This window comes from Ramlibacter cellulosilyticus (genome assembly GCF_014297465.1).
Classification (GTDB): domain Bacteria; phylum Pseudomonadota; class Gammaproteobacteria; order Burkholderiales; family Burkholderiaceae_C; genus Ramlibacter; species Ramlibacter cellulosilyticus.
This window is the reverse complement of the sequence record NZ_JACORT010000005.1, coordinates 109806-120430: the sequence shown is the minus strand read 5'-3', so window position 1 is coordinate 120430 and position 10625 is coordinate 109806. Positions and strand designations below refer to the sequence as shown.

At 71.9% G+C, this 10625-nt stretch carries 12 protein-coding genes; all 12 read left to right on the top strand.

The features are described from left to right. Positions 1-15 precede the first annotated feature (15 nt). Positions 16-465 carry an FKBP-type peptidyl-prolyl cis-trans isomerase gene (locus tag H8N03_RS13310; protein ID WP_187076678.1) on the top strand — a complete coding sequence of 150 codons (450 nt, stop codon included), beginning with the start codon at positions 16-18 and terminating at the stop codon, positions 463-465. Between the two features lie 32 nt (positions 466-497). Further along, positions 498-1124, top strand: coding sequence for a glutathione S-transferase family protein (locus H8N03_RS13305; protein ID WP_187076677.1), 627 nt, complete (start codon positions 498-500; stop codon positions 1122-1124). 4 nt (positions 1125-1128) lie between these two features. Next, complete coding sequence (locus H8N03_RS13300; RefSeq protein WP_187076676.1) at positions 1129-1905, top strand: SDR family NAD(P)-dependent oxidoreductase; 777 nt, start codon at positions 1129-1131, stop codon at positions 1903-1905. Between the two features lie 323 nt (positions 1906-2228). Further along, positions 2229-3068, top strand: a complete 840-nt coding sequence (thiD, locus tag H8N03_RS13295) for a bifunctional hydroxymethylpyrimidine kinase/phosphomethylpyrimidine kinase (RefSeq protein WP_187076675.1) — start codon at positions 2229-2231, stop codon at positions 3066-3068. After that, entirely contained in the window at positions 3068-4144 is a 1077-nt protein-coding gene (locus H8N03_RS13290; protein WP_187076674.1) for a LuxE/PaaK family acyltransferase, read from the top strand. Before thiD ends, H8N03_RS13290 begins: the two co-directional genes overlap by 1 nt. Further along, positions 4141-5598, top strand: a complete 1458-nt coding sequence (locus tag H8N03_RS13285; RefSeq protein WP_187076673.1) for an acyl-CoA reductase — start codon at positions 4141-4143, stop codon at positions 5596-5598. The genes H8N03_RS13290 and H8N03_RS13285 overlap by 4 nt, the downstream gene beginning before the upstream one ends. Further along, complete coding sequence (locus H8N03_RS13280) at positions 5595-6329, top strand: ABC transporter ATP-binding protein (RefSeq protein ID WP_187076672.1); 735 nt, start codon at positions 5595-5597, stop codon at positions 6327-6329. The genes H8N03_RS13285 and H8N03_RS13280 overlap by 4 nt, the downstream gene beginning before the upstream one ends. Further along, positions 6326-7084 (top strand): ABC transporter permease, encoded by a 759-nt coding sequence (locus tag H8N03_RS13275; RefSeq protein WP_187076671.1) that lies wholly within the window; start codon positions 6326-6328, stop codon positions 7082-7084. Before H8N03_RS13280 ends, H8N03_RS13275 begins: the two co-directional genes overlap by 4 nt. A 10-nt stretch (positions 7085-7094) precedes the next feature. Beyond that, a complete protein-coding gene (locus H8N03_RS13270) occupies positions 7095-8099 on the top strand; it encodes an ABC transporter substrate-binding protein (protein ID WP_187076670.1) in 1005 nt (334 codons plus the stop codon). Continuing rightward, complete coding sequence (locus H8N03_RS13265) at positions 8096-8863, top strand: SDR family oxidoreductase (protein ID WP_187076669.1); 768 nt, start codon at positions 8096-8098, stop codon at positions 8861-8863. Before H8N03_RS13270 ends, H8N03_RS13265 begins: the two co-directional genes overlap by 4 nt. Beyond that, positions 8860-9897 (top strand): thiamine phosphate synthase, encoded by a 1038-nt coding sequence (locus H8N03_RS13260; RefSeq protein WP_187076668.1) that lies wholly within the window; start codon positions 8860-8862, stop codon positions 9895-9897. The genes H8N03_RS13265 and H8N03_RS13260 overlap by 4 nt, the downstream gene beginning before the upstream one ends. After that, positions 9864-10523, top strand: coding sequence for a phosphatase PAP2 family protein (locus H8N03_RS13255; protein ID WP_187076667.1), 660 nt, complete (start codon positions 9864-9866; stop codon positions 10521-10523). Before H8N03_RS13260 ends, H8N03_RS13255 begins: the two co-directional genes overlap by 34 nt. Positions 10524-10625 lie beyond the last annotated feature (102 nt).

Genomic DNA, 10625 nt, shown 5'->3' with positions numbered 1-10625 from the left:
AGCCCATAATCCCGCATGCGTACCCTTTCCATCGCCCTCGCCAGCCTCGCCTGTGTCGCCGCGTGCGCGCAGACCGCCACCCCGCCCGCTGCAACGGTGCCGAACGCGAAAGCCCTCACCGGCACCGCGCGCACCACGACCGCGAGCGGCATCGTGTTCGAGAACGTGGTCACCGGCAGCGGCGCGTCGCCCAAGGCGACCGATACGGTCACCGTGCATTACCGCGGCACGTTCCCGGACGGCCGCGAGTTCGACAGCTCGTACAAGCGCGGCCAGCCGACGGCCTTCCCGCTGAACCGCGTGATCCCCTGCTGGACGGAAGCCGTGCAGCTGATGAAGCCGGGCGGCAAGGCGCGCATCACCTGCCCGCCGCAGCTGGCGTACGGCGAGCGCGGTGCCGGCGGCGTGATCCCGCCGAATGCCACGCTGGTGTTCGAGATCGAACTGGTGAAAATCGGGACTTGAGCGCCCGGCGGCGGCCGACCACAATCGGCCGCATGCTGACCTTCTACTACGCCCCGGGCACCTGTGCCCTCGCTTCCCACCTGGCCCTCGAATACGCGGGCGCCCCGTACGAGGCCGTGCGGCTGGACTTCAGGAACCAGCAGCAGCGCTCGCCCGAGTACCTGCGCGTGAACCCGAAGGGGCGCGTGCCCGCGCTCGTCACGGACCGCGGTGCGATCAGCGAGAACGTCGCGATCCTGCAGTACGTCGCGCAGTCCTTCCCGGCCGCCAACCTGGCGCCGCTGGACGATCCCTTCCTGCTCGCGAAGGTGAACGAGTTCAACAGCTACCTGGCGTCCACGGTGCACGTGAACCACGCGCACAAGGGGCGGGGCTACCGCTGGGTGGACGCCGAGGACACGGCCGCGATCGAAGCCATGAAGAAGAAGGTGCCGCAGACGATGGCCGAGAGCTTCACGCTCATCGAAGAGAAGATGCTGCAGGGCCCCTGGGTCCTGGGGGAGCGCTTCAGCACCGCCGACCTCTACCTCTTCACCATCGCCGGCTGGCTGGAAGGCGATGGCGTCGACGTGCAGCGCTTCCCCAAGGTCGCGGAGCACATGGCGCGGCTGGCTGCCGCGCCGCAGGTGCAGAAGGTCGTCGCCGCGCAGAAGGCCTGAGCGCATGTACCGGCCTTTCGACCTGGCGGGACAGGGCGTCGTCGTCACCGGCGGCAACGGCGGCATCGGCTACGGCATGGCGCGCGCGCTGCTTGCAGCGGGTGCCAGGGTGGCGATCTGGGGCTCGAACGTGGAGAAGACGGAGCGCGCACTTGCGTCCCTCGCGCAGGAGTGCGGGGACGCCGGCCGCGTGCACGCCTTCGTCGGCGACGTCGGCGACGAGGCGCAGGTGGAGCGCACGTTCGGGCAGTCCGTCGCGGCCCTGGGGCGCGTGGACAGCTGCTTCGCCAACGCCGGCGTCTCCAGCAAGGGCACGCTGCTCACTGACATGACGCTGGAGGAGTTCCGGCGCGTGCAGCGCATCAACGTGGAAGGCGTGTTCCTCACCTTCCGCGCGGCGGCCCGGCACATGGCGCAGCACGGGCAGGGCGGTTCGCTGGTGGCGACGGCCAGCACGGCGGCCGTGGAGGGCGCGGCGCGCAACAGCCACTACGGTGCCTCCAAGGGCGCGGTCACCTCGATGGTGCGCGCCCTCGCTGTCGAACTCGCGCGCCACGGGATCCGCGTCAATTCCATCCTGCCGGGCTGGATCGTGACGGACATGACCGAGCGCTCGGTGCAGAACCCCAAGTTCGCCGACGCGGTGCTGCCCCGCATCCCCGCGCGACGCTGGGGCGAGATCGACGACTTCGGCGGCATCGCGGTGTACCTGGCGAGCAAGGCGTCGGCGTACGCGACGGGCGAGCAGTTCCTGATCGACGGGGGCTACACGAAATTCTGAGGCCGTTCGGTGGGGTTCGCTGCGCTCACCGGCCGCGGCTGGCGCCGCGCCACCCTACATCGGGGGCACGCCCGGTTCCCATTGGGGCGCGGCCGGTGCTCGTAGGGTGGCGGCGCGCCAGCGCCGGAAGGTGAGCGCCAGCGAACCCCACCGTCCTGTGCCACAATGCGCGCAGCTCCGGGGTGTACGCCAAGGCGTGCTGAGATCCAGACCCGTGAACTTGAACCGGTTCAGACCGGCGGAAGGAGAGCTGCAACCCTGACCTCGCGCGCGCGGTCGGGGGCGAACCCTTCGGAGCTGTCCTGCCTCGCGAAGGAGCCCCCGTGAACAGCACCGCAGCATCCGCCTACCCCCGCGTCCTGTCCATCGCAGGCTCCGACTCGGGCGGTGGCGCCGGCATCCAGGCCGACCTCAAGACCTTCTCCGCCCTCGGCTGCTTCGGCATGACGGCCATCACGGCCCTCACCGCGCAGAACACCCTGGGCGTGCGCTCGATCCACGCGGTGCCGCTGGACATCCTCGCCGACCAGATCGACGCGGTGGTCGAGGACATCGGGGTCGATGCCGTCAAGATCGGCATGCTGCATTCGGCGGACACCGTGCGCACGGTCGCCGCGGCGCTGCAGAGGTACGGCCTGCGCCGCGTCGTGCTGGATCCCGTGATGGTGGCCACCAGCGGTGCCAAGCTCATCGACGAAACGGCGATCGAGGTTCTCGTGCGCGAGCTCTTCCCGCTGGCGACCGTCGTCACGCCCAACCTCGACGAAGCCGCGTTGCTGGTGCGGCGTCCCCTCGCGACCGAAGCCGACATGGAGCGCGCCGCGCGCGAGCTCCTGGAACGCGGCGCGCAGGCCGTGCTGGTGAAAGGCGGGCATCTCGCGGGCGACACCGTGAGCGACCTGCTGCTCGCCCGCGGCGCCGCGCCGCAGTGGCTGCGCGCACCGCGCATCGCCACGCCCAACACGCATGGCACCGGCTGCACGCTCTCCAGCGCCATTGCGAGCCATCTCGCGCTCGGCGCCGACCTGCCGGAGGCCGTCGCGCGTGCCAGCGGCTTCGTGCGCGGCGCGCTGGAGGCCGGCGCGCGCGTGCGCACAGGCGCCGGCAGCGGCCCGCTGAACCACGGCCATGCGCCGCGGCCCATGCAACTGCGGCCGCTGTGATGCACGGCGATCTCGTCGAGGCGCTGCTCGCCTTCATCGCACAGGACGGCTGCAGCGACGCGGAATTCGATGCGCTGGCGCTGCGCCTGTTCGCGCACCAGCACGCGAACAATGCGGCGTACCGCCGCTTCTGCCAGTTGCGCGGCACGACGCCGCGCACGGTGAAGGGCTGGCGCGACATTCCCGCGGTGCCGATCAGCGCCTTCAAGGAGGTGACGCTCAGCTGCACGCCGGCGGATGCCGCGGAACGCGTCTTCATGACCAGCGGCACCACGCGCGGCGACGTGAAGGGCAGGCACTACCACCCGACCATCGCCGTGTGGGACGCGTCCTGGCGGGACAACTTCGCGCGCCGCTTCCTGCACGGCACGGCGCGCGTGCCCATGGCGATCCTCTTCCCCGACGAGCAGGCGCTGCCCAACTCCTCGCTCGCGCACTACCTCGCGATGGCCGTGCGCCACTTCGGCGCGGAAGACAGCGCGTGGTTCGTCACGCCCGAGGGCATGGACGTCGAAGGCCTGCTGGCGTGGCTGCGCCGCGCGGAGGAAGGCGGCCAGCCCTGCGCGGTGCTCGGCGCCAGCTACAGCTTCGTGCACCTCGTGGACGCCTTGCACGCCCGCGGCGAGCGCCTGCGCCTGCCGGAAGGCAGCCGCATCCTGGACACCGGCGGCTACAAGGGCCAGGCCCGCGATCTGCCGCTGGAAGCGTTCTACGCGGGGCTCGAAGCCTCCTTCGGCGTGCCGCGCAAGCGCTGCATCAACATGTACGGCATGACGGAGCTGAGCACGCAGCTCTACGACGACGGCAACGTCCGCGTGCCTTCGGTCAAGACGGGGCCGCACTGGCTGCGCTCGCGCCTGGTGGACCCGCTCACCGGCCGCGAGGTGCCGCGCGGCGAACGCGGCGTGCTGGTCCACTGCGACCTCGCGAACTTCAATTCCGTCACCAGCATCCTCACCGAGGACGTGGGCGTGGCCGCGGGCGACGGCTTCCTGCTGCTCGGTCGTGCCGAAGGCGCGCAGGCCAAGGGCTGCTCGCTGGCCGTGGCCGAATTCCTGCAAGCGGCGAAGCCATGAGGACCGCCTGGACCGCGGGCTACCTGCCGGGCGTGGCCGAAGACGAGGTGGGCTGGCACGTGCTCGCGTTCGACGGCCTCGAGGTGCGCGTTCCCGTCCTGCAGCCCGCGCAGCTCGCCACGCTCGCGCGGCGCGTGAAAGCCGCGGCCGCCGAACACCTGAAGCCGCTGCCCGTCTCGCGCATCGTGGAGATCCTCGATGCCGCGATCGCGCGGCTGCTCGACCCGCGCGACCCGTACCGCCAGCAGGCGCAGGCCTTGCTGCCGCGCGTGAGCGGCTACGACGCGGAGATGGTGCGCCTGGGCCTCACCGGTTACCTGCAGTCCTTCCGCGCGCCGCAGCTGCACCGTTTCGTCGCCGAGGATTTCGCCAACCCCAAGGTGCTGGACGAATTCCAGCCGGCGGCCAAAGGCGGCTTCGTGCGCGCCTGCGGGCCCGACCTGCTGGTGCACAGCTGGGCCGGCAACGTCCCGGGCCTGCCCTTGTGGAGCCTCGCCTGCGGGCTGCTCGTGAAGGCCGGCAACGTCGGCAAGCTGCCCAGCGCGGAGCCCGTCTTCGCGACACTGATGGCCCGCATGCTGGCCGAAGTGCATCCGCCGCTCGCCGACTGCCTGGCGATCGCCTGGTGGAAGGGCGGCGACACGGCGAGTGCCGGCGCGGTTTTCGGCGAGGCGGACGCCGTGCTGGCCTACGGGGGCAACGAGGCGATCGCGCAGGTGCGGGCGCAGGTTCCCGTCACCACGCGCTTCCTGGGCTACGGGCACAAGCTCGGTTTTGGCGTCATTTCGCGCGCGGCACTCGACGCGCAGCGCGGCCCGGCTACCGCACGCCTCGCGGCCCACGACATCGCGCGTTACGAGCAGCAGGGCTGCTATTCCCCGCACCTGTTCTACGTGCAGCGCGGCGGCCGCACCGACCCGCGCAGCTTCGCGCAGCACGTGGCGGCGGAACTCGCGGGCCTGCAGCACCGCTTTCCGCGCCGTGCGCTCGCGCTGGAGGAAGCGGCCGCGGTCTCGGGCTGGCGCCAGTCCGCCGAACTGCAGGCGTTGTCCGACGCGGGCTGCGAACTGCTCGGAGCACCGGACGCAACCTGGTCCGTCGCGTACAGCGACGCCGCGCGGCCGCTCGCCCCCACGGCGGGCGCGCGCAGCATCCTGGTCTGCGCCGTCGACACGCTGGATGCCGTCGTGCCCCTGGTGGCCCCGCACGCGCGTTTCCTGCAGACAGCAGGCGTCGCCTGCGATCCCCGCGAGCTCTTCGCGCTCGCCGAAGCGCTGGGCCGCGCCGGCGTGACGCGCATCGCGGCGCTCGGCGCGATGACCTCCCCCGAAGCGGGCTGGCACCACGACGGCCGCTTCAACCTCGCGGACCTGGTGCGCATGGTGGAGATCGAGTCTTCCGCCGAACGCGCGGCCGACCGCCTTGCGCCGTACGCGCAGGAGGAGCGGCCGTGAGCCTGCTGAAGCTGGAGCAGGTGCGTTTCGCCTTCCCCGGATGGCCGCCGACCGTGGACGGCGCCGAGCTCGACGTCGCGCAAGGGGCTTTCCATTGCCTGGTGGGACGCAGCGGCTGCGGCAAGACGACGCTGCTCAAGCTGGCGGCCGGCCTGCTGGAGCCGCAGCAGGGGCGGGTGGTGTTCCACGGCACGCCGCAGGACATCGGCTTCGTCTTCCAGTCGCCCAACCTGCTGGAGTGGCTGCGCGTGATCGACAACGTGCTGCTGCCCGTGACGCTGCACCATCGCCCGGATGCGCAGGAGCGCGAGCGCGCACTGCGGCTGCTCGAACAACTGGGGCTGGCCGCGCACGCGCAGAAGTACCCGCGCCAGCTCTCCGGTGGCCAGCAGAGCCGCGTGGCGCTCGCGCGGGCGCTGATCCTGCAGCCTTCGCTGCTGCTGCTCGACGAACCGTTCGCGGCGCTCGACGCGATCACGCGCGAAGAGCTGCAGCGCGACCTGCTCGCGATGGCACGCGGCAGCGGCGCCACCGTGCTCTTCGTCACCCACGACATCGCCGAAGCCGTGTTCCTGGCCGACCGCGTCGACGTGGTGGAGGACGGCCGCATCGCCCAGGAGATCGCCGTCACCCTTCCGCGCCACGATGCGCAGGTGCGCTACGGGACCGAGTTCGCGCGCCTGTGCGCGCAGGTGCGCGCGGCGCTGCACCTGGAAGGCGCGGCCGCATGAACTGGGCCCTGCGCGCGGGCTCGCTGCTGCTCGCCATCGCATTGCTCCTCGCGTGGGAAGCGGCGTGCCGGGCGTTGAAGGTGCCGGCGCTCGTGCTGCCGCCGCCGTCGGCCATTGCCGCCTCGCTGTGGCAGGGGCTCGCGAGCGGCTACTTCTGGCCGCACCTGCGGGCCACCGCGCTGGAACTGGTGCTGGGCGTGCTGGCGGGCAGCAGCCTCGGCTTCGCGGCCGGCGTGCTGCTCGGCGAGCACGCGACGCTGCGCCGCCTGCTCATGCCTTACGTCATCGCGAGCCAGGTCGTGCCCAAGCTCGCGCTCGCGCCGCTGTTCGTCCTGTGGTTCGGCTTCGGCATCACGTCCACCGTCGTCATCACGGCGCTGATCTGCTTCTTCCCGCTGATGGAGAACACGCTCACCGCCCTGCAGCAGGTCGCGCCCGAGCGCCTGGAGCTGTTCCGCATGCTCGGCGCGACGCGCGCGCAGACGCTGTGGCGCCTCAAGCTGCCGTCGGGGCTGCCCGCCATCCTGGCCGGCCTGCGCGTCGCCGTGGTGCTCGCGCTCGTGGGCGCCGTCGTCGGTGAATTCATAGGCGCGAGCCAGGGTCTCGGCGCCCTCGTCATCGCCACACAGGGCACGATGGACACCGCGCGCATGTTCGCGGTGCTGGTGCTCATCGCCGCGCTCGGCCTCGCGGCCTACCAGGCCACGCTGCTGCTGGAGCGCTGGCTGCTGCTGCCTTTCACGCGCAACACCTGAGGAGAAGAAGATGAACCCGATCCCCCGCCGCACGCTGCTCGCCGGCCTGCTCGCCGCGCCCTTCGCACTGCGCGCCCAAGGCACGGCGCGCCTCGAGCGCTTCGTGGTCGCCGGCTGGAGCAAGCCCATCACCGAGGTCACGCCCTTGCTGGTGGACGAGGACAAGGGCTTCTACCGCGCGCAGGGGCTCGCGCTGGAATACGTGCCCGGAGCAGGCAGCGCGGATGCGATCCGCAACATCCTCGCCGGGCAAGCCGACGTCGCCTTCAGCGACCCCGGTTCCTTCTTCGCGGCGCTCGACAAGGGCGAGCAGCTGCGCGCCGTGTACGACATCTATCCGCAGAACGTCTTCAACGTGGTCTCGCTGAAGAACAGCGGCATCACGAAGCCGGCCGACCTGAAGGGCAAGAAGATCGGCGTCTACAGCCTGGCGAGCGGCACGCGGCAGGCGCTGCAGGTGCTGCTGCACACGGCGGGGCTCACCGAAGCGGACGTGACGGTGGTCGTCACGGGCCTGCTCAATTTCGCGCCGCTGATGCAAGGGCAGGTGGACGCCACCGCGGCCACCGACACGGGGCTGCTGGTCGGCCGCCGGCGCGGCCTGCCGGACGTGAACGTGATCGAGGTCGGCAAGTACCTGCCGGTCTCCAGCGACCTCTTCGTCGTGCGCGAGGAGACCTACCGCACGCGGCGCGACGCGCTGCAGCGCTTCCTGCGCGGCTATCGCGACGCCGCGGCGTGGATGATGCGCGAGCCGCAGGAGGCGGCGCAGCTGGCGGCGAAACGCGCCATCGACGGCACCGACCCGGCGCTGAACCTGGAGATCATCCGCCTGCGCAACGCGGCGAGCGTGTCCGAGCTCACGCGGCGCAGCGGCCTGGGCAGCATGGACGTCGCTTCCCTGCAGGCGGCCGCCGACACCTACCGCAAGCTCGGCCTGTTGCAGCAACGCGTGGACGTCGCGCGCCACGTGAGCGCGGACCTGCTGCCGGGCCGCAAGGGAGAGCCGGGATGAACTTCGCCGGCCAGGTCGTGCTGGTGACCGGCGCCAGCCGCGGCATCGGCGCGGCCATCGCGCGCGCCTTCGCGGCGGAGCAGGCGACGGTGGCCGTCAACTACCTGCGCCATGCGGAGGCGGCCGAGCGCGTCGTCGCGCAATGCCGCGAGCTCGGCGGCGACGCGTTCGCCGTGCAGGCCGACGTGACGCAGCCCGCGCAGGTGGAGTCGCTCGTGGAGCAGGTGGTGGCGGAAGCGGGCCGCATCGACGTGCTGGTGAACAATGCCTTCCGCGCGTACGCGTTCGACCCCGAGCAGCGGTCGCGCTTCGAGGAGCTCTCCTGGGCCGACTACCAGGCGCAGTTCGAAGGCTCGGTGGGCGCCGCCTTCCACGCCTGCCGCGCGGTGCTGCCGCACTTCCGCCGCCGGGCGCAGGGCAGCATCGTCAACATCGTGAGCGACCTCGTCGAGCAGCCCACCGTCCCCTACCACGACTACACGACGGCAAAATCGGCGCTCGTCGGCTTCAGCCGCAACCTGGCGGCCGAGCTCGGCCCGCTGGGCGTGCGCGTGAATTGCGTGGCACCCGGCCTGGTGTACCCCACGGACGCGAGCGAAGCGACGCGTGCACCGTTCCGCGAGGGCCTGATGGCGGCCACGCCGCTGCGCCGGCTGGCTCGGCCGGAAGACGTGGCGGGGCCGGTGCTGTTCCTGGCTTCGCCGTGGAGCGGCTTCGTCACGGGGCAGGTGCTGGTGGTGGATGGTGGATTGGTGATGCGATGAAGGACATGCAGGAATTGCTGTTGTGCACGGTGGGAGAGGCGAGGCAGCGCGCGGGGACGCAGGGCGAAGCGCCGCAGCTCGCCGCGGCGTTGCGTGCGCAGGGCTGCGAAGCCGTGTGCATCGTCGGCGCGCGCGCTGCGTTCGCCTGGCTGGACACGCCGCATGCCCGCGGCTGGCTGGCGACGGCGTCGCAGGACGCGGAGGCGCTCGCCGCGCGCGCGCGTGAGGCGATGGGCCGCGGCTTCGTTGCGGCCGACGCCCTGATCGTCGCCGCCATGGCTTCGCCGCACGCGCTTCCCTTGCTGTCCTGGGGCGAGGCACTGCCCGACCCGCCGCGCTTCGCCCCTGCGCAACGCCGACTGGACCTCTACGCCATCGTCGACAGCGCTGACCGCCTGCGCCAGGTGCTGGACGCCGGCGTGCGCACGGTGCAGTTGCGCATCAAGACGCCCGCGCAGCCGGATGCGGGCTGGCACGCGCTGCTGCGCGAGCAAGTGCAGCAGGCGGTCGCCGACAGCGCGGATGCCGGGGCCGAGCTGTTCGTCAACGACCACTGGCGCCTCGCGCACGAGCTCGGCGCCACCGGGGTGCACCTCGGGCAGGAGGACCTGCTGGCCCTCGGCGACGAAGGCCGGCGCGAACTGCGTGCGACCGGCATGGCGCTGGGCATCAGCTCGCACAGCCTGTGGGAGCTCGCGCGGGCCCGCACGCTGTCGCCGCGCTACATCGCCTGCGGCCCGGTGTGGCCGACGACGACCAAGGACATGCCGTGGGTGCCGCAAGGGCTGGACAACCTGGCGTGGTGGTGCCGCGCGGCCGGGGCGCCGGTGACGGCGATCGGCGGGATCCTCGAACCGCGCGAAGTCGAGGCGGTGGCGACCACGGGCACCGACGGTGTCTGCATCGTCCGCGGGCTCGGCGACGAGCCGCGCCTCACCTTGCCTGCGTTCGAGGCGGCGCTCGCCGCGGGGCGCGCCCACCCGCTGCAGGAGCTGCCCGCATGGCCGCACCCGAGCTTGCCTCGCGGCTCGTGAACCCGCCGCGGGCCGGCCGCTGGCGCTCGGCCGCGATGCTCTTCTGCCTGGCCGTGCTGGTGCTGCTGGCGCTGCAGGTGGTGACGCATGGGCCGATGCTGGAGTTCGACCAGCAGGTGAGCCACTTCTTCGCCTCCCGCCACCGTTCGACCCTCACGGCCGTCCTGATGGCGGTGACGACGGCGCACCAGACCGTCTACGTGCTGGCCGCGACGGCCGTCGTCGCGTTCTGGCTCGCGTGGCGGCGCGACTGGAACTCGGCGCGCCTGCTGCTGGTGGTCCCGACCGGCATGCTGGTGAACGTCGGCTTCAAGAACCTGTTCCAGCGCGCGCGGCCCGCGTGGGACGACCCGCTCGTGCAGCTCGCCACCTACAGCTTCCCGAGCGGCCACGCGGTCGCGTCCACGGTGTTCTACGGGATGCTGTGCGCCCTCGTGTACGCGCACACGCGCACGCGCTGGAAGCGGGCGCTGGCGCTCGCAGTCGCGGTGGGCATGGTGCTGCTGGTGTGCACGAGCCGCGTGGTGCTGGGTGCGCACTTCCCGGGCGACGTGCTCGCGGGCGTGGCGCTCGGACTGTTCTGCGTGCTGGCGTTCCTGGGGTGGTGGCGGTCCCCGACGGCGTGAGCTGCTGGGGTGCGCTTCGCGCAACCCAGCCTACGGCGTCGGCGGCGAACCCGGCCCAGGAGGCTGGCGATGTAGGCTGGGTTGCGCGAAGCGCACCCCAGC

What these genes read in the sequence shown, in the direction of transcription:
- H8N03_RS13310 (WP_187076678.1), top strand. Translation starts at nt 16, where the DNA reads ATGCGTACCCTTTCCATCGCCCTCGCCAGCCTCGCCTGTGTCGCCGCG.
- H8N03_RS13305 (WP_187076677.1), top strand. Translation starts at nt 498, where the DNA reads ATGCTGACCTTCTACTACGCCCCGGGCACCTGTGCCCTCGCTTCCCAC.
- H8N03_RS13300 (WP_187076676.1), top strand. Translation starts at nt 1,129, where the DNA reads ATGTACCGGCCTTTCGACCTGGCGGGACAGGGCGTCGTCGTCACCGGC.
- H8N03_RS13290 (WP_187076674.1), top strand. Translation starts at nt 3,068, where the DNA reads ATGCACGGCGATCTCGTCGAGGCGCTGCTCGCCTTCATCGCACAGGAC.
- H8N03_RS13285 (WP_187076673.1), top strand. Translation starts at nt 4,141, where the DNA reads ATGAGGACCGCCTGGACCGCGGGCTACCTGCCGGGCGTGGCCGAAGAC.
- H8N03_RS13275 (WP_187076671.1), top strand. Translation starts at nt 6,326, where the DNA reads ATGAACTGGGCCCTGCGCGCGGGCTCGCTGCTGCTCGCCATCGCATTG.
- H8N03_RS13270 (WP_187076670.1), top strand. Translation starts at nt 7,095, where the DNA reads ATGAACCCGATCCCCCGCCGCACGCTGCTCGCCGGCCTGCTCGCCGCG.
- H8N03_RS13265 (WP_187076669.1), top strand. Translation starts at nt 8,096, where the DNA reads ATGAACTTCGCCGGCCAGGTCGTGCTGGTGACCGGCGCCAGCCGCGGC.
- H8N03_RS13260 (WP_187076668.1), top strand. Translation starts at nt 8,860, where the DNA reads ATGAAGGACATGCAGGAATTGCTGTTGTGCACGGTGGGAGAGGCGAGG.
- H8N03_RS13255 (WP_187076667.1), top strand. Translation starts at nt 9,864, where the DNA reads ATGGCCGCACCCGAGCTTGCCTCGCGGCTCGTGAACCCGCCGCGGGCC.